This window comes from Acinetobacter higginsii (assembly GCF_000369525.1).
In the GTDB taxonomy this organism is placed as follows: Bacteria; Pseudomonadota; Gammaproteobacteria; order Pseudomonadales; family Moraxellaceae; genus Acinetobacter; species Acinetobacter higginsii.
The window spans coordinates 1-19242 of the sequence record NZ_KB850071.1; the positions used below are offsets into that span (position 1 = coordinate 1).

The window sequence follows — 19242 nt, forward strand, 5'->3', positions numbered from 1 at the left end:
TAGCCAAATCCTTGTTTCTCAACAAGTTTTTATCTGCATCACCGCCGATGGATGTGCATTCTACAGCATTTCACATCAGACACAACCCCCTTTTTTAAATTATCTTAATTTATTGCTTCGACCGCTTATTTTTTGAACTGAACAGTTACTTTTAATGCTTTTTCTTTGTGTTTAAGAACTTTTTTTAAACAATTAAGTCCAGTAGAATATGTCTCTTGCTTCACATTTTTTGGCACTTTTGATTGAAAATACGGTTTGCTGGTAAAAAGGCTCGATATTTATTGCTTGCTGCATCTTTTGCTGCGAGCCCGCTTTGCTATGCCATATCAACGCATAACTTCTATGAATTGGCCTTATCAATATTAAGTTATAGCAAATGGTCGAATACAAATCGGCCAACCATTTGTGTCATAGATAATCAAGATGCTGCGAATCAGTTCCAAAGCAATATTCGTCAGCTTGCTTATGAATATCAAGTTCAGGCAGTCAGCGCTAAAGACTTCCCGAAAACAGAATGTCATGTTGCCTATTTCACAACAACGTCACCGCAACAACAGCAAAACTTGATTCAAGCCTATCCGTCCCGATCGTTGCTTTCATTGAGCACCAATAACCCAGCCTGTGAAATTGGCAGTATTTTCTGCTTATATAACAAGAAGACCTTTTCTACATTTAAGGTAAATTTGGATGCGTTAAGTTATTCCAAAGTGCATATTGATCCTCGTGTTTTACTTTTAGCAAAGAATGCAGGGTGAACAGGATGATTTCTAATTTATATCAATCAACGTCCTTACACGCCTTATTCCGTAAGTCGCAGTTTGCGATCTTTGCAATTACTTTCGTAATTTGTTCTTTTACATTCGCCACAATTTCCATGTTCACTATGGAAACCTATGCGAAACAAAATTTACAGTTATTAAGCCAAACGGTTCTGGAACGTGTTCAACCTGCAGTGGTGTTTAGAGATAAAGGTGCAATTGATCAGATCCTTGATGATTACACCAGTGAACATGCTATCCGCAGTATTCATGTTTATGATCCACAGCAACAACTATTGGCTGAAAGTACCAAAAAAGTTGCACATACATCAGTGATGCAAGATTTAATGGATCGTTGGTTTTTGCATGATCCCGTTAAACTCATGGTAGTCCATCATAAGAAAAAAGTAGGCGAACTGGTGCTCTATGGTAGCTCCGAGAATATTTTGCACTTTTTAAAGACCATTATTATTGGTCTTGCAATTTCAATGTTCTTCATTGTGATTGCTTTATTGTGGTCGGTGAATATTACCTATCGCCAAATTATGCAAGCAATCAAGCCACTCACCCATATTGCACAATTGGTCAGTGATCAAAAGGCCTATAACTTACGCTTCCCCAACAACCATATTCACGAATTTCAAAATTTAAATACCGTATTTAATGAACTGTTAGAAGAAATCCAAATTTGGCATACTCATTTGCAAAAAGAAAATCGTCAACTGTCATTCCAAGCCCATCATGATCAACTGACGAGCTTGCCAAATCGTCATTATTTTTATCAAGAATTATTCAATATCTTCGAAAACCCGCAATATCGTCACAACTCGGCCTTATTATTTATCGATAATAACAAGTTTAAAATGATTAATGATGAGTATGGGCATTTAGCCGGTGATGCGGTTTTAAAAGAAATGGCGTCTCGTTTAAGGCTATCGGTCCGCCATGAGGATTTTATTGCGCGTTTAGGTGGTGACGAGTTTGCCATCATTCTACATGCAATCCATCACACTGATCATTTAACAACAATCGCTGAAGGCGTTCTCGCAAGTTGTGAGCAGCCTTTAGAGTTTAACGGACAAATGATTCATTTCGGTTTTAGCTTAGGGGTTGCTTTTTCTCAGTTTGCAGAGAATCCAGAGGATTTAATTATGCAAGCCGATCAAGCCATGTATAAAGCTAAAAATTTAAACCCACATTGGTTTCTTTATAAACCAGAAATTTAGGACATGTTATGCGCACTCACACCATTAAAATTTCATTTATTGCGTTGCTCTGCCTAACATTGGCTGGCTGCTTGAGTTTTGGCCCGTTGAAATATCGTCAGGTCAAAATGCTGAAGAAAGAAGGTTTCGTGCTGACAGATGAAGGCTGGACACTGGGCCTACCTGAACGTTTATTATTTGATTTTAATAAGGCAGAGATCAAACCTGAACATCAAAAAGAGATTGTTCGTTTGGCCACGCAATTAAATAAATATGACCTACAAAAATTAAAAATTGTGGGTCATACCGATGATATTGGTAATCCAGAATACAATCAGAAACTCTCTGAAGAACGTGCTCAAAGTGTTTCAACAATTTTTGTCGCTCAAGGCTTTAAGCAAAATAACCTAACTGTAGTGGGTCGCGGCTCAAGCCAACCTTTTGTAGCCAATACATCAGATGAAAACCGTGCCAGCAACCGTCGAGTGAATGTCATCATTATCCCATAAATGCTCATCACGATAAAAAAAACCGACTTTATTAAGTCGGTTTTTTTTATTTAAATCAGTTCAATGATATCAATCGTTGGTGGCACCCGAAATCGAAAAGGTACACCAACCATCCCCGTTCCCACCGTGACAAAAACATCCGCAAGTTCATGGGTATAGAAACCTTTCTTGTGTCCCAAAATTGAAACGCGTTTCATAATATAACTGGTAATCCACGGTAATTCGATCTGCCCACCATGTGTATGTCCCGACAGCATTAATGGACGCGTTGGTAACTCAGGCACCATATCTACAGTGTCGGGATTATGTGACAAAATCAACCAAGGCTTATCTTGTGGTAAATCTGGCATAAAACGCATATTCGCCTTCCCTGCCCACAAATCTCCAATCCCGATCAAACGGAACTCATCAAAATCAACAATTTTCCCTTCGATATCTATGACATTATTCTGTTCGAGTGCCTGACTTAATAATGCCTGAATTGGAGGACCTGGATATTGTTCATCATGATTACCTGGTACCGAATAAACAGGTGCCTGAATTTGCTTTAAAACCTCAAGCTCCTGTATCAAGCGATTTTCAGGTTCATAGGTCCAATCACCAGCAACCACAACCAAATCAGGTTGCGCTTGATTGAGTTTCTTTACAATGCTTTTTAATTGTCGCTCATGTCCTGAAAATAAACCCACATGCATATCAGCAACTAAAGCGACTTTAATCGGTCGGGTAAATTCACGTTCTGAATTGAGTCGATACTGATGATGTTGAACATGAATTTTGTGTGGCTCAATAAAACGCGCATAGATCAACACACTGCTGAGTAAAAATACAAATCCTGCTTGATGAAGGCTGTAATATTCAACCCAACCGGCATATAGACTAAAAAACCAGAGTGGGACTAATAAATAAGACAGATAAAACGCCAATAAATGTACAAAGGCTTTAAATGGATGGATGGTTTCTGTACGTGCTTGATGAACCCAAGCTTGAATCAATGCCCAAAATGCCAAAACGGCAAAAATAAGGTAAAAACCAAAAATAATAGTATCCGAATTCGACATTACAGCCCTCATTAACTTTACCTTAGGGACATACATCTCATCTTATATTTATCTTTTTCGATGAAGTGGTATACTCGAGCCCAACTTTTAATCAGTAACGATTATGACGCAATTTTCTCATTTAAATAGCAAACATACAAAGATAAGTACAAGTACTTACAATAAAAGTATGCTTGCGATTTATTGCTCAATTGCACTGACCGTTACAGGTTGTAGCACCCTACCTAAACATAAAATTGAACCTGTCATTCAAACAACCACACAAATCGACACCTCACAAACATCTTTAGCACAGGTGATTCGCCCCCTACAAGAACAGCACCCCGAGCTCACGGGTTATCACGTTTTATATGAGCCTTTAGAAGCACTTGCAGCTCGACTTCGTTTAATTGATAAAGCCGAAAAAACCTTAGATTTACAATACTATATTTGGGACAATGACAAAGTTGGGGCTTTGGCCTTGCATGCACTGATCCGTGCTGCAGATCGCGGTGTTCGCGTTCGACTATTGATTGATGATAATAATGCCAAGCATACCGAAGGTATTTTTTTAGCTTTGGCACAACATCCCAATATCGAGGTAAAACTATTCAATCCTTACCGTTTCCGAAAATATCGTGCAATTGATATGGTACTGGATCTAAAGCGCATTAACCGTCGTATGCATAATAAGAGCTTTATTGCCGACCATCAGGTGGCTTTGATTGGCGGGCGAAATATGACCAACCAATACTACAATGTCAGTGATACCTATCAGTTTTCTGACGTGGATGTGATGCTATTCGGTACCGCTGTAAATGATATTTCCAAATCATTTGATGATTACTGGAACCATGAATATGCCTACGATGTCCGAGAAGTGGTTAAACAAAGTGCTCACCGTTTAAGCTATGAGAGTCTTAAAGAGCAACTTGATGAGCACTATAAACGAATCACGGTACAAAACTATGTTGATTTAACCAGCCACTCTCAAGCCGTCGACGCACTCATGGATCGGGATATTTCACTCGATTGGGTCAAAGCAGAAGTGGTCAAAGACTCACCAGATAAAATCAAATCTAAAGCTAAAAAAGAAGAACATCTCAACTTCCAGTTAATTAACCACCTCGAACAACCCGAAAAGAATATCGATTTAATTTCTGCTTATTTTGTTCCTGAAAAGAAAGGAACAAAAATTTTAAGTGATTTGGCAAAAGATGGTATCGAAGTCAGAGTATTGACCAACTCATTTAAAGCCAATGACGTAGCAGTGGTACATGCTTTTTATGGGAAATACCGCCAAGAACTGCTGGAAAATGGCGTACAACTGTATGAGTTTTTACCTGCTTTAGATAAAAGTGATCTGGATAAACATACCGAAGATCTGGCAAAAAAAGCCAAGGTCAATATCAAAGGTTTAAGTCGTTCGAGTCTGCATGCCAAACTGATGGCACTCGATGAAAAACAGGTCTTTATTGGTTCTTTTAATTTTGACCCGCGTTCCGCTTATTTGAACACCGAGATTGGCGTATTACTGAATAGCCCGCCATTGGCACAAGCAGTGCATGCGACCATGGATCAAAACTTAAAGACTTATGCCTATCGCTTGGTTTTAGATGCCAACAAGAACATTAATTGGCAGCGAGAAACACCACAAGGTCCTTTGATCTATACCAAAGAACCGAAAATGAAATGGTGGCAAAGAGCAGGCATGAAAATGATTTCATGGTTACCAATTGAAGGGTTTATGTAGTTTCCAAGCTTTCTGGTAGCACGGATAGTACTTTTCGCTGCAAGCGCTCTAGACCTGCTCGCATTTGACGGTCCACTTCCTTGGTGAGTGTTTCTACCGTATGCCCTTCGACTGGAATGGCAGGTAATGTCATTAAATGTGCAGTGACTTGAGGCATCTCCAAAACACGTTGCACATGCTCTGCAAATGTCATTTCGCCGATAAACGGCGCAACCAAATCTAGTTCACCTTGTTGGTTCACATAGCAAATCACACAAATCTGCACAGGTCGTTGCGCTTCAATTGCAGCACCTAATAAGCGGCCATGTACTTTTTTAACTTTACTGCCATCGGTGGTGGTTGCCTCAGGAAAGAACAGTACAGGAATATCTTGTTTTAAGAATTCAGTAATTTGCTCACGAATGCGAATCGAATCACCTGAACCACGCTTAATAAATAAAGTGCCGCCGCCTTTTGCTAAGCTCCCTAAAATAGGCCATTTTTCAACTTCGGCTTTGGCCAAGAAAAAGATGCGTGCACCCGAGCCCAACACTGCTACATCTAACCAAGAAATATGGTTACTCACCCATAAGGCAGGCTCACGCGGAATGGTGCCATGAACTTGGACTTCAATATTAAAGACTTCACACAAACGACGACAGAAATACTGTACATAACGGGTATTTACTGGATTATTTGGATCTTTATATAAACCATGCCGGTAAATGAGATAGAAGCCTTCACCAATCGTCTCCAGACCTGAGGCTAATTTTTTACTGTATAAACTAAACTTCGAAAACAAACTTAAAGGTGTGTTATTTACTGTTGTTGCTTGTTGAGTCATAAATTCTTAAAACCGTACGCATGTATGCACGTGTGCATTGAATTAACTCTGTTATATCATGTCGATATTGCCTTATAGAAGTTTCCTTCATAACAAAAAACGAATGTGAGCATAAATTTTTTCAATTTTAAAAGATTTATCAGATCAAATATTATAAATAAATCGAATTTACAGATCAAAAGGTGATGTGATGAACCAGCAAAGCACGACATCTGAGCCACAAACCACTATTCCTTATGGCTATGCCTTAAGAATGTTTCTAGGGTGGTCAATTTTGTATATGGGAACATTAGTCGGATTCATAGAACTTTTACGTCGTAATGTCATATAAGTCGAGTAAGTCTTTGCCCTTTGCCTGAAGTTTATTCTAGAATAAGACTTTAAGTATAAGGATTACATAACAGCGTGGAAAATTTTGAGCAGCGTCAAAGTGGTGAACGGGCAATATTAGTCAGTGTGTCTGTTCAACTCCTCGATGATCTTGATGCTGAAGAGTTTCGATTGCTCGCTCAATCCGCAGGCGCTGAAATCCTTGAACATCTCTCAGTCCAACGTAATAAACCTGATCCGAAGTTTTTCATCGGTTTAGGTAAAGTGGATGAGATTGCAGAACTGGTCCAGACTCTCGAAGCGGAATTGGTGATTTTCGACCATTCACTCTCACCCGCGCAAGAACGTAATCTAGAACGAATTCTCAAGTGTCGAGTGATTGACCGTACTGGTTTAATTCTGGATATCTTTGCGCTCCGTGCACGTACCCATGAAGGGAAATTACAGGTTGAGTTAGCTCAACTTAAACATTTATCCACCCGTTTAATTCGAGGTTTTACGGGCAATTTAGAACAACAAAAAGGTGGTATCGGCCTACGTGGCCCTGGTGAATCACAACTAGAAACAGACCGCCGCTTGATTCGAGTGCGTATTACTCAACTCAAAGACAAACTGGTTAAAGTACAGCAAACTCGCTTACAGGGACGTGCCGCACGCCAAAAAGCTGCTATTCCAACAATTTCGCTAGTGGGATATACCAACGCGGGCAAATCGACTTTATTTAATATTTTAGCCAAAAGCGATGTCTATGCTGCCGATCAACTGTTTGCGACCCTCGATCCTACCTTACGTCGCTTAGATTGGGACGGTATTGGTACCGTTGTACTGGCAGATACCGTTGGATTCGTTCGTAACCTGCAACATGATTTGGTTGAATCGTTCAAAGCCACCTTAGAAGAAACATTAGAAGCGACCTTGCTGCTACACGTCATTGATAGCAGCAGTCCGAATATGCCTGAACAGATTGAAGCGGTAGAATCGGTACTGAAAGAAATCGGTGCAGATGCCCCGATTTTGCATGTCTACAATAAAATTGATCTCAGCGGTGATGCCGCCAAAATCATTTATAAAACATCTGACGTCCCTGATCGGGTCTATGTTTCAGCCCATGCTGGGCAAGGCCTTGAATTACTCAGTCAAGCCGTACAACAATGTCTGATGGGACAATTGCAACAGTTTGACTTAGTGCTAAAACCCGCTTACGGTAAATTACGCACACAACTTTATACGCTGAACGTGATTCAATCGGAACAGTATGATGAGCAAGGCGACCTCCATATATCCGTATGTATTGCACCACATAAACTGGAACAAATCATTAAACAAGCCCATTTACCATTAGACGAAATTCTTGGAAAAAAAGCTTCCTTATTTCAACGCCCTTTGGAAGAATTTGAAATAGATCATCCGTCCCTATAATTACGATCAGCCATCGTTCCGATAAACGAGAGTTAGAAAGAAAATGAAAAATATTGATTGGACAGCTTGGTTTGGCACGATTTTATTAATTATCGTCTATCGTGAAGGAGCTGTCGCAATCACGCAAGCTTTTGGTCATCCTGAATTGGGCAATCTGGCTGGGCTGATTAGCTTATTAGCAACATTGTTAATCTGGAGACGTTTTAGAAAAATCTCCAATCGCCTGATTGATACCAACAACAAAATCTTAAAAGAAAGTGCATTTGCTTTTCTACCGATCTGTGCAGGTTCATTAATCATGCTGGTACATATGGGCAAAGAAATTCCTGCATTTTTATTTATTCTAACTTTCAGTACATTATTGCCATTATGGATTTATGCCAAAATGGCGAAACGTTGGTTATAAGGAGCTGATCTATGTCAATGGTTATCTATGGCTTCATCATTACCTTCGTTAGTTATCTTCTTGCCAAACCACTGAATCAAAAATTCCCACAAATTCCACTGATTGTGTTTGGCATGTTTATTGTGATTGCTTTCTTGGCAATCTTCGGCATTCCTTACCAACAGTATATGGATAACGTGAATGGCGTTTTCAACCATCTACTCGGCTATGTCACGGTTGCCTTGGCAATTCCCTTAGCCGCAATGCGCTATGATGATCTACCGCTAAAATCGATGATTGGGATTTTATGCTTTGCCAGTATTAGTGCGGTTGCCCTACCAATGGGACTGGCCTATTTACTGCACATGTCTGAGCCAACGATTATGGCTTTTGCAACGCGTGCTGTGACTACTCCAATTGCCTTGAACATCGCAACCCTACTGCATGCTCCTTTGATGATGGTGACACTGATTGTGATTTTATCAGGTGTGATTGGTGCGGCATTCTCCCCTTGGATTTTAAAACATATCCATGACGAACGTGCTTCTGGTCTGGCGCTAGGTTTAGCTGCGCATGCAATTGGTACAGCTCAAGCATGGCAACGCGGTCCTGTCACAGGTCGTTATGCAGCCTTTGGCATGGCAGTAAATGGTGTATTTACAGCCATTTGGCTCCCGACCTTTATTCTATCTTTATCTTAAAATTTGCCGCAGATATCACATAAAGATTGAACTAGTTGTCATATATCCGCCATAATGTAAGCTTAAACGTTAAAAGGATTTTTAATGATGGGCAAACAATTATTAAGTGCGTTACTTTTATCTGCGGTGAGCAGTTTTACTTTTGCAGAGGATATTACGGGGCTCTGGCAAAGTATTGATGACAAGACGGGGGCGCCTAAAGCATTGGTTGAAATTCGTAAAGAAGCGAATGGAACATATGCAGGCAAAGTAGTTAAAATTACGCCACGTACAGGTTATACACCTAAAGAAACCTGTGTGGATTGTCCTGCGCCCTATACCAATAAGCCAATCATTGGTTTAGACGTAGTAACGGGTTTGAAATATAGCGAAGGCTTGAACTATACCAATGGTCGTATTCTCGATCCAAATTCAGGCAAAATTTATAGTATGAAGGCCAAACTCAGCGCCAATGGTAAGCGTTTGCACTTACGTGGTTATCTCGGTGTATCGGCATTGGGTCGTAATCAGATCTGGATTCGTGCTGAGTAAAATCAATAAAATTTAGAGCCATTATACGCACTTCTCTCTGATCAAATTGATCTCGGTTCTAGCTAAAAGCTTCTTCATATCGTGAAGAAGCTTTTTTAATTTCAACATAAAAAATAATTGAAATTTCAAATATTAAAAATATACAACCGTAAAATAATGATTGAATCTCGAATTAGAAATCCGAAATAATAGCAGGACAGCCATGGCAGCAAGGAGGCTTTAACATGAACATGTCGACAAAACTGATCTCTTCTCTCTTCTTATTTACACTCAGTCATTCTGCTTTTGCTCAAGACATTGCTGGGATTTGGCAAAGCGTTGATGATGTAACAGGTGCCCCTAAAGGACAGGTTGAAATCATACAAGAAGCCGATGGCTCCTATACGGGTAAAATTATCAAAATTACCCCACGTACAGGCTATACCCCCAAAGAATTATGTACGGGCTGCCCTGCACCTTATACCAATAAGCCAATTTTAGGTTTAAATGCGATTACCAAGCTAAAACATAAAAAGGACCTCACCTACACAGGTGGGAAAATCTTGGATCCGAACAGTGGCCGTGTCTATAGCTTGACTGCAAAACTCAGTAGCAATGGGCAACGCTTACATTTACGTGGCTATGTTGGCGTCTCTGTACTTGGCCGTAGCCAAATCTGGATTCGGGTCAATTAAGTTGATTGAATCAGTAATAAAAAAGCCCTGTGATACAGGGCTTTTTTATTAATCAAATCAAGTCAGTCTTAACGCGTTTGCAACTTCGAATAATCTAACAAGACATTCGCTGCTTCATTGATGAAGGTTTCCTCTTCAGGCAATGGTGGGCGCAAGTGTGCTTTCATTTTGGCACGAGATTCAACCAATGCATCAATAGATGCCTGATAACTTTCCCAGTTTGCATACGGCGCTAAACCTGTTGCAGTGCGGCGTTGATTTTCTGCATTCAAGGTTTGTTTCTCAAGATCAATCAACTCGGCACGGCGCTGATTAATATCGAGCACCACTTTCTTTTGATCCGAAGTTTTCTTGGCAATTGCTTTACGTGCTTCTAAATATTTAAATTGAGAATCTGCCGCAACACGTTGTTCAGATGATTGAGCCAATTTAGCAACATACGGTTGCACTGAACCTTCACGTTTGAATGGTGCTGTTGGAATGGTATCCCACTTCAAGGCATTTTTCGCTTTACGCTCACCAAACTCCTCATTGTAAATATCAACCAACTTGATATCTGGGATCACACCTTTATTTTGGGTACTACCACCAGTGATACGGTAAAACTTACGCTGCGTCAATGTTGCCTGACCATAAGCCAAAGAGTCTAATTGAACCTGTGCCGTCCCTTTACCTGTCGTGGTACTACCAATGATAATCCCACGCTCATAATCTTGAATCGCCGCAGAGTAAATCTCACTTGCAGAAGCCGATGCTAAGTTAACCAATACCGCCATTGGGCCTGCATAGATTTGCTCACCACCATCGGTATCTTCAAATACATTGACATTACCGTTGCCGTCACGGATTTGCACCACAGGACCAGACTTGATCACCTGACCGAGCATACGCGCAACTTCTTCTAGAGAACCACCTGGGTCATTACGCAAATCAACCAAGATACCTTCTACTTTTTGTGCCTTAAGTGAATCTAATGCTTTGGCTGTATCTTCAGAAACTGAACGGTATTCAGTACCTGCACGACGAGAGCGATAGTCAAAATAGAACGATGGAATTTCAATCACCCCAAACAGATGTTTTTTACCATCACGGGTGATTTCAACCGTACGTGAACGCACACCCGCATCTTCTTCTTGAATAATATCGCGGGTTAAAGTCACATTACGTGCTTGACTCATCGATGCACCCGCACCCAATAAGCGGACCACAACTTTGGTACCACGTTTACCACGAATTAACCCGACGATTTCCGAACTCGGCCAACCAATCACATCCACCATTTTCTCGCCATCTTGCGCGACACCAATGATACGATCACCTGATTTTACCTGACCCGATTTACTGGCTGGACCACCCTCAACGATGGTCTCAATTTTGGTGTAGTCTTCATTACCACGTTCAGGACGGATCGAAACACCAATTCCCTCTAATTGTAGCGTGGTCTGACGGTTCAACTCCATCGCATCAATTGGTGGGTAATAGTTACTGTGCGGATCGTAAGTCGCCAACATTGCATTCAATGTTTTCTCTAACACGTCATCACTTTTCACACGTCCAATACGCTCTAACTGACGGGTATAACGCTTGGTTAAGGTTTGCACTGGGGTTAGATCTTCAGGTCCAGTCAAATCCTGACCATTAGCTAGCGATGGGTCTGCTTTTAAAGCTTTTTGCTTCGCCTGCTCTTCTTCTTTACTAATAGTTAAATTGATCAACTGCGACACTAGCATTTGCTGCCAATGTTGTTGCTGCTCAGCCGTCGTTTTGAAATACGGTGCTTTTTCACGATCGGTATCGAGATAAACATCTTTTTGATTTAAATTCTGCGGCTTTTTCAGCTCTGCCAACATAAACTCATAAAATTGTTTCAAACGATCACGGTATTGCGCATGAATCGCGAAAGGTCCAGTTAAGTTACCCGCTTTTAACGAACTACCAAAATTCGAACCATATTTCTTTTGATATTCTTCAACTTCACCATTTAGAAATAATGAATGATCTGGATCAAGACTATCCAAATACATATTCAAAACACGGTTTGAAGTTGCTGCATCTAGGCGCATATTTAAATAATGTTGACGATCTACCAATGTGGCTAACTGACGTGCAACCAATGCCTGCTCTTGTGATGGCTTGATTACCGTTGAAACGACAGGTGCCTCAGTCGCCGCAAATGCCTCATTTATGGTATGAGAGAAAAATAAACCACCAGTCGCGATTGCAACTGCACACGCTATCATTTGAAGTTTCATAAAATTTTGGTACTTCCTTGGATATGGCAATTATTACATGCAGATGTGATTAAGATGAATATATTTCACTCAACCACTTCGCTACATGTAAAACTCATCGGTCATCATAAATAAATAACCAACAAGCACTTATCATCAATATCATGTAGTTTTATCATATTCTGTACTGACAAAATGTAGCAAATCATTGCACAATTTAGCTATCGTTTTTTTCATCAAATTTTTTATCAAAAATCAAACGGAATCCTTATGATCGGCGCGTTGATGCTGGATATTGCTGGCACAGAACTTACTCAAGAAGATATTGAACTATTACAAGCTCCGCAAGTCGGTGGCATGATTTTATTTGCACGAAATATTGAATCCCCTCAACAAGTACGTGCCTTAACCGACCATATGCGTCAAATCCGCCCAGAGATCCTTATTGCGGTGGATCAGGAAGGTGGCCGCGTACAACGTTTAAGACAAGGTTTTACCTTACTCCCAGCCATGGGACGTCTAGGTGAACATTACCTGAGCCATCCACAACAAGCGCTCGAACTGGCTGAACAATGCGGCTGGTTAATGGCAATTGAAGTCCTCGCGGTTGGTATTGATTTTAGCTTTGCGCCTGTTTTAGACCTGAATGATGTCAGTGATGTGATCGGTGACCGCGGCTTTGCCAAAAACATGCAAGACATCGTGCCACTAGCGGATGCCTTTATGCGTGGTATGAAAAAAGCAGGCATGGCAACCACGGGCAAACATTTCCCTGGCCATGGTTCAGTCAAAGCGGATTCGCATGTTGCCGCTGCAATTGACAGCCGCTCGTATCAAGAAATCTATGACAAAGACATGCAGAGCTTTATCAAGTTAATGCCTCAGCTTGATGCGCTAATGCCAGCCCATGTGATCTATGATCAAGTCGATCCAAATCCAGCAGGCTTCTCACCTTTCTGGTTACAAGAAATCTTACGTAAGCAGCTTAAATTTGATGGCGTACTATTTTCAGATGACTTGAGCATGCAGGCTGCCTGTGTTGCAGGCGGTGCGGACGCACGTATTCAAGCTGCTTTAAATGCGGGTTGTGATATGGGCTTAGTCTGCAATGACCGTGCAGCTGCATGTACCGCATTGGATGGAATCCAAACATTAGCGTTACCAAACCAAGAGCGTTTAGAACGTATGCGCGGTAAAATTCCGAATATTCAGGTTGGTACCACATTGACGTTAGACGATGAAAACTGGCACAGCGTCAGAAAAGTCATTGAAGAGTTTAAGAATTCGTTCTAACTTACTTCACATCAAAAGATGTTTTTGCCGATATACGATACTCGGTAATGTCATCCGCAACCTGCGTGATTTCAAAAAGATAGATATAGTCTGTCAATATGCTGAAATTAATCACATGCAAGGAATGAACAGGTTTTGCGGATGACAATGCCTTTGGTTACTTTGGGCGAAACCAAAGTAACTCCAGCTGAAAGCTTATCCTGATATCAGATGAGGACTCAGCAAGACACCGTTATAGATATCGTTAAAAATAAGAATTAGGGAAAAGAGTCTAGGACAGATGACACAACAACTTTCGAAACATCGCCACATTTCATTTACCGCACACTACACTGGCTACATCTGGTATCAAATGGGGATCTCACATCCAGCACTGGCAACAGCAAAAGGAAAAACGCTGGCAGCCTTAGTTCATCCAATTGAAAGCTGGGCAGAAAAATATGTCGGTGGCAGTATGCGCACCACTCTTAAACAACGCCACAGCATCTTGGATAGCCATTTAAAAGAATTAATTGAACAACACCCTAATCTTCAAGTACTAGAAATTGCATGTGGCCTATCACCACGAGGCTGGTGGTTTAGACAACATTATCCAAATATCACTTACCGTGAACTGGATTTACCCGATATGGCAGCCACCAAACAAGCTGCACTACAACAAATTGAAAGCAATGTAGATGAAGTTCTGTCTGTCGACTTATTTACCGATGCCTTTGCTGCTGCATTTGAAGTATTTGATCCGCAACGTCCATTGGTGATCATTAGTGAAGGACTCATCAATTACTTTGAAAAGCCATTATTACAACAATTGATTCAAGCCATTGCCAACTATGGTCAAGACTTTAAAGAGCTGCATTACTTAACAGACATCTATCCAGAACCTACCCAAAACAAACTGGCAACCATTATCTGGAACAGCAGCCGTTTATTAAAATGGATGTCACGCAGTGCATTTAGTTTTCATTTTAAAAACCCAGCCGAGGTCGAAAACTTCTTTCAAGAGGCAGGCTTTAATCAAGTTGAAGTCCTGCAGCCAAAGCAGTTTTTTGAACAAGCAACTTTAGAAAATACGCAGCAACACTTAGGTGACTTGGTCTGGGTGATTCAGGCGAGCAATAAATAGGTAGCATAAAAAAAGGGAAATGGTCATTGACCACTTCCCTTTTCAAATCTTCGGTTTTCATTAAGCCTGTTTTTGACGCTCAATAAAACGCGTTAAACGATCAGCAATCTCAAAACTGCCATGTTTAAACAAGATGCGCAGTCCTTGCTCAGTTGCATCAAAGTTTAAACATTCAATTTTAAACTCACCTTCTTCATCAGCTAAATGTAGAGCTAAATCACGAGGATGTTGGCTAACAAAATCAAGCTGTTCAAGATCATTAAGTTTTAAATAAACGCCAAAGAATGTGATATCGACAACGTTCACTGCCACTTCTGTCGCTAAATGACGGTGAGTCAATTTAGTCTGTGGTTGTAAAACAGCAATACGTTCCTCGCCCCGACGTTCAATTTTTTGCATTTGTTCACGCGTCATCGGGATAATACCATCCAGATTCTCGATAGATTCCCCTTTCAAGAATGAGGTAAACAAATTCATGGTTTCTTTACGGCGTTGTAGTTGCGGCACATGATCTGCGTTTGCAATTAAAGCAAACTGCATATCTTGGCATTGCAAAGCAAAATCAGCATTTTCATGTGGCAAAGTAAAGCTATCGTACTGTCCAGCAGCCACCAAAGTTTTACATTGGGGTACTGGCACGTCGCTTAAACGCAATAAGCGGTTGCAGTTAATTTCATAACGTTCACGTTCAGTTGCACTAAATTCTGCCATTTGTCTGAAGAATAAACGCTTTGCTGTTGGCGACATACGCGTTTTATCAAGCTTGGCATGATTCACTAAATAGAGGATCACCGCTTGACCAAACTCATCCATGCGATCTTCGCGCATTAAATGCAATGATTCTTCCAACAGCATCCGCCAGCTTTTACGCGTCTTCTGCATCACACCCATCAATACCATACGGTCAATCAATTCAGGGCGTTGGTGTGCAAATGACGATGCAACCACCGATCCAAGTGACATCCCCATCATTGAAACTTTTTCAAGTCCAACAATATCGAGCCATTGACCAAGCATTTTAGACAGTTCAGGCAGTTCTAGGATTCCAGCAGATTCACCTGTATCAACATTACGAATCTGTTGATTCGCTCCCATTGACGGTAAATCAATGAGAATAACGGGACCACTCTCAAAGAGTTGCTCGACACAATACTTGTAAGAGTTAAAATTTTGAAATGCGCCCCCGACAATTACAATCGGCGTGTTGTAGATCGTTTTCGGATCTGCAATTGCCATATATTCAATTTTCCAACCATCGATCCACGTGGTACGCGCTGGCTGTTTAAAACTGTTTTTATTGTAAATGTCGAAAAAACCAAAGCCTGTGTAGGTATGATTTATATCCGAGTCCATTTGGATAATGGAATTCATGTCCTTCCTCCATCCTTGTTTATTTTTTTGTTGCAAGAATCTCATTTTCAGCGATTTCTACTTGCAAGTTAACAAATTTATAAAATTTGTATTACATTTATCCTATACTTTTTCATTCTATACATATGCACGTTTTATACGCAATCATTTCCTTAACCACTTATCTTGTTTAGAACATTAATCTTTTGCAAAATATGTAATCTCAGCTTTAGATTCAATATCTTCATCGCATTAAAATAAAAACTTTTGCGCCAATTAACGCTTCATAATTTTTTGAATTGTCAGTTCAGCCTATTCATTGTTCAGCCGTTGACTGTTACTATCTTTATAAATACATGCAAATCTCAAACTGCTATGCAAGATTCTATTCAAAATTATATGCAACAGGTCGGTGCTCAAGCGCGTCAAGCTTCTCGTGTATTAACGAGCGCATCGACGCATTTGAAAAACCATGCCCTATCTGCAATCTATACGGCTTTGGAAAATAATCAAGCCCAAATTTTAGCAGCCAATCAAATTGATATGGACAGTGGTCGTCAACGTCAACTCGACAGTGCTTTGCTTGACCGTTTAGAACTTACCCCCGCACGTTTCAAAGGCATGCTGCAAGGCTTGAAAGATGTGATTGCCTTGATTGATCCAATTGGAGAAATTACCGATTTGGCCTATCGCCCATCAGGCATTCAGCTTGGAAAAATGCGTGTTCCTTTGGGTGTGATTGGCATGATCTATGAATCAAGACCCAATGTAACCCTTGAAGCCGCTTCATTGGCTTTAAAATCTGGCAACGCGATTATTTTACGTGGTGGATCAGAAGCACTTGAATCGAATAAAGCTATTGCAACTGCGATTCAACATGGCCTACAAATTTCAGGCTTGCCTGAACATGCGGTTCAAGTGATTGATACCCCTGATCGCGCCGCAGTGGGTCACCTGATTACCATGACTGAATTCGTGGATGTAATTGTGCCGCGTGGTGGTAAAAGCTTGATCGAACGAATCAGCAATGAAGCGCGTATTCCAGTCATTAAACATCTAGATGGCAATTGCCATGTATTTGTTGAAGCACAAGCGGATTTGCAAAAAGCTTTACCGATTGCACTGAATGCAAAAACGCATCGCTATGGTGTCTGTAATGCCATGGAAACATTATTGGTCGATGAAGCGATTGCTGAGGAATTCTTGCCACGCATTGCCGAACTTTATGCTGAAAAACAGGTTGAATTGCGCGGTTGCGCGGAAACTCAACGTATTTTAGGCGTATCCGTGAAAACAGCGACGGAGGAAGATTGGTATACCGAATATCTCGGTCCAATTCTTGCGATTAAAGTAGTCACTGGCATGGATGAAGCGATTGAACATATCAATAAGTATGGTTCACACCATACCGATGCGATTATTACTGAAAACTTTAGTCTAGCCCGTGAGTTCTTGGCACGTGTGGATTCTAGTTCGGTGATGATCAATGCTTCAACCCGCTTCGCTGATGGCTTTGAATATGGTTTAGGTGCAGAAATCGGTATTTCAACCGATAAAATCCATGCCCGTGGTCCAGTTGGCCTTGAAGGCCTAACCTCACAAAAATGGATCGTTTTTGGTGACGGTCAAATCCGCCAATAACAAAATCGAGCATTCGGACACAGAAACACGATAAAGGCCATTCATTTGATCTTTATCGTGTTTTTATATATTTACATACAAAAAATAATGACAAAATCAACAGATCAATCAAAACAACTGCTCATTTCCTCACTATACTGAATAGGTTGATTTATAAACGGGTTGTATAGGCTAAAGTCTATCTTCGCCAAGATGACATCCCATGTTAAAACATTGCGCTTGATTCCACTGCCTCATGCGTTGCAGCAAGATCAAAGTGTTCATCATAAAATTTAAAATCTGTTAGGTGTTCAAACGTGGCTATATCTGTATTAGTAATTAACTGTGGTTCATCATCAATCAAGTACGCGCTCATCTCGGAACGTCGTGAAGACCGTATTTATGGTTTGGCAGAGAATTTAGGGGCTGCCGACGCCCGTATTAAAGGAGTCACACTGGGTGGCGAACCACTGGAACTTTCGATTCCGTATGCAGATCACGCCAAAGCACTTGAAACCTTATTGGCCCGTTTAGCCAATTATAACCCACAGGCGATTGGACACCGTGTCGTTCACGGCGGTAACATCACCAAAGCAGAATTACTCACACCAGAGTTGGTTGAGCGTATTGAAGCCGCAACGCCTCTCGCCCCTCTACACAATCCAGCACATTTGATTGGGATCGAAGCAACCATGCGCTTGTTCCCACAATTACCACAAGTTGCTGTATTCGATACTGCCTTCCACCAAACCATGCCCGAACGCGCCTACCGTTATGCCTTGCCACAATTTTTATATACAGCACACCAAGTACGTCGCTATGGTTTTCATGGCACCAGCCATGCCTATGTCACTGAACGTGCCAGCGAATTGGCAGGTCATAAAAATGAAGGTGGCTGGCTCAGCGCACACTTGGGCAATGGTAGTTCGACTTGTGCAGTATGGAATGGTCATAGCGTCGATACGTCAATGGGCATGACCCCACTTGAAGGTGTGGTGATGGGAACCCGTAGTGGTGATGTCGATCCGAGTTTGCATTTATTCCTTGCCAGTAACCTCGGCTGGGATATCCAAAAAATTGACAGCATGTTAAATAAAGAAAGTGGCTTATTGGGCTTATCTGGTTTATCCAATGATATGCGCACCTTGGTTGAAGCCTCTGAAAATGGTCATGATGGTGCAACCCTTGCCATTGAAGTATTCTGCTATCGCCTCGCCAAATCTTTATCGGCAATGAGTTGCGGTCTACCACGTCTGGATGGTTTAGTATTTACAGGTGGTATTGGTGAAAACTCGGCTTATGTCCGTGAAAAGACTTTAGGCTATTTGGCACATTTCGGTTTTCAATTTAGTAAAGAGAAAAATAATGCATTGCCGCGTGGCACAGAAGGTCGTATCGATAATGGTACAGGACCACAAATTTGGGTGATTCCAACCGATGAAGAAGGCCGTATTGCCAAAGAAACCCGTCAAGTACTTGAACCAACAGCTTAATCAA

At 41.1% G+C, this 19242-nt stretch carries 18 protein-coding genes; 14 read left to right on the top strand and 4 right to left on the bottom strand.

The genetic code is table 11. The annotated features are described in order from the left end of the window. The first annotated feature begins 242 nt into the window (after positions 1–242). The 3 genes from yfiR to yfiB are packed head-to-tail and all read left to right on the top strand — an operon-like array spanning position 243 to position 2472. A complete protein-coding gene (gene yfiR, locus F902_RS03160; RefSeq protein ID WP_478226938.1) occupies positions 243–755 on the top strand; it encodes a regulatory sequestration protein YfiR in 513 nt (170 codons plus the stop codon). Between the two features lie 5 nt (positions 756–760). After that, positions 761–1984, top strand: a complete 1224-nt coding sequence (gene dgcN / locus F902_RS03165; RefSeq protein WP_005201070.1) for a diguanylate cyclase DgcN/YfiN — start codon at positions 761–763, stop codon at positions 1982–1984. Positions 1985–1992: 8 nt separating this feature from the next. Further along, positions 1993–2472 (top strand): outer membrane lipoprotein YfiB, encoded by a 480-nt coding sequence (yfiB, locus tag F902_RS03170; RefSeq protein WP_004804266.1) that lies wholly within the window; start codon positions 1993–1995, stop codon positions 2470–2472. 50 nt (positions 2473–2522) lie between these two features. Here the strand turns inward: yfiB and F902_RS03175 are convergent, their stop codons facing one another. Further along, positions 2523–3533 (bottom strand): metallophosphoesterase, encoded by a 1011-nt coding sequence (locus tag F902_RS03175; RefSeq protein ID WP_005201073.1) that lies wholly within the window; start codon positions 3531–3533, stop codon positions 2523–2525. A gap of 169 nt (positions 3534–3702) precedes the next feature. Between F902_RS03175 and F902_RS03180 the strand changes: the two genes are divergently transcribed. Then, positions 3703–5265, top strand: a complete 1563-nt coding sequence (locus F902_RS03180) for a phospholipase D family protein (protein WP_017401946.1) — start codon at positions 3703–3705, stop codon at positions 5263–5265. Here F902_RS03180 and F902_RS03185 read toward each other — a convergent pair. Next, positions 5258–6088, bottom strand: a complete 831-nt coding sequence (locus tag F902_RS03185) for a lysophospholipid acyltransferase family protein (RefSeq protein WP_005201075.1) — start codon at positions 6086–6088, stop codon at positions 5258–5260. The genes F902_RS03180 and F902_RS03185 overlap by 8 nt on opposite strands. A gap of 190 nt (positions 6089–6278) precedes the next feature. Here F902_RS03185 and F902_RS22580 point away from each other — a divergent pair, with 190 nt between their 5' ends. The 6 genes from F902_RS22580 (at position 6279) to F902_RS03210 (ending at position 10128) form a co-directional block, all read left to right on the top strand. Then, the gene (locus F902_RS22580) at positions 6279–6419 is read left to right on the top strand and encodes a hypothetical protein (protein WP_004804260.1); all 141 of its coding nucleotides are present in this window, start codon (positions 6279–6281) and stop codon (positions 6417–6419) included. Positions 6420–6493: 74 nt separating this feature from the next. Then, a complete protein-coding gene (gene hflX, locus F902_RS03190) occupies positions 6494–7837 on the top strand; it encodes a ribosome rescue GTPase HflX (RefSeq protein WP_005201076.1) in 1344 nt (447 codons plus the stop codon). A gap of 43 nt (positions 7838–7880) precedes the next feature. Further along, positions 7881–8243 (top strand): hypothetical protein, encoded by a 363-nt coding sequence (locus F902_RS03195; protein WP_005201085.1) that lies wholly within the window; start codon positions 7881–7883, stop codon positions 8241–8243. 11 nt (positions 8244–8254) lie between these two features. Beyond that, a complete protein-coding gene (locus tag F902_RS03200) occupies positions 8255–8923 on the top strand; it encodes an LrgB family protein (RefSeq protein WP_005201086.1) in 669 nt (222 codons plus the stop codon). A gap of 87 nt (positions 8924–9010) precedes the next feature. Then, positions 9011–9454 carry a DUF2147 domain-containing protein gene (locus F902_RS03205; protein ID WP_017401947.1) on the top strand — a complete coding sequence of 148 codons (444 nt, stop codon included), beginning with the start codon at positions 9011–9013 and terminating at the stop codon, positions 9452–9454. 224 nt (positions 9455–9678) lie between these two features. Continuing rightward, entirely contained in the window at positions 9679–10128 is a 450-nt protein-coding gene (locus F902_RS03210) for a DUF2147 domain-containing protein (RefSeq protein ID WP_004804251.1), read from the top strand. 68 nt (positions 10129–10196) lie between these two features. On the opposite strand, the gene F902_RS03215 is transcribed toward F902_RS03210, so the two are convergent. Continuing rightward, a complete protein-coding gene (locus tag F902_RS03215) occupies positions 10197–12380 on the bottom strand; it encodes a carboxy terminal-processing peptidase (RefSeq protein WP_005201088.1) in 2184 nt (727 codons plus the stop codon). A 249-nt stretch (positions 12381–12629) separates the two neighbouring features. Here F902_RS03215 and nagZ point away from each other — a divergent pair, with 249 nt between their 5' ends. Continuing rightward, a complete protein-coding gene (gene nagZ / locus F902_RS03220; protein WP_005201090.1) occupies positions 12630–13652 on the top strand; it encodes a beta-N-acetylhexosaminidase in 1023 nt (340 codons plus the stop codon). Positions 13653–13932: 280 nt separating this feature from the next. Next, the gene (locus F902_RS03225; protein WP_005201091.1) at positions 13933–14775 is read left to right on the top strand and encodes a class I SAM-dependent methyltransferase; all 843 of its coding nucleotides are present in this window, start codon (positions 13933–13935) and stop codon (positions 14773–14775) included. 60 nt (positions 14776–14835) lie between these two features. Here F902_RS03225 and F902_RS03230 read toward each other — a convergent pair whose 3' ends face one another. Then, positions 14836–16146 carry an alpha/beta fold hydrolase gene (locus tag F902_RS03230; protein WP_005201098.1) on the bottom strand — a complete coding sequence of 437 codons (1311 nt, stop codon included), beginning with the start codon at positions 16144–16146 and terminating at the stop codon, positions 14836–14838. A 354-nt stretch (positions 16147–16500) separates the two neighbouring features. Between F902_RS03230 and F902_RS03235 the strand changes: the two genes are divergently transcribed. After that, complete coding sequence (locus F902_RS03235) at positions 16501–17766, top strand: glutamate-5-semialdehyde dehydrogenase (RefSeq protein ID WP_005201100.1); 1266 nt, start codon at positions 16501–16503, stop codon at positions 17764–17766. A gap of 296 nt (positions 17767–18062) precedes the next feature. Next, positions 18063–19238, top strand: a complete 1176-nt coding sequence (locus tag F902_RS03240; RefSeq protein ID WP_005201101.1) for an acetate/propionate family kinase — start codon at positions 18063–18065, stop codon at positions 19236–19238. Positions 19239–19242 lie beyond the last annotated feature (4 nt).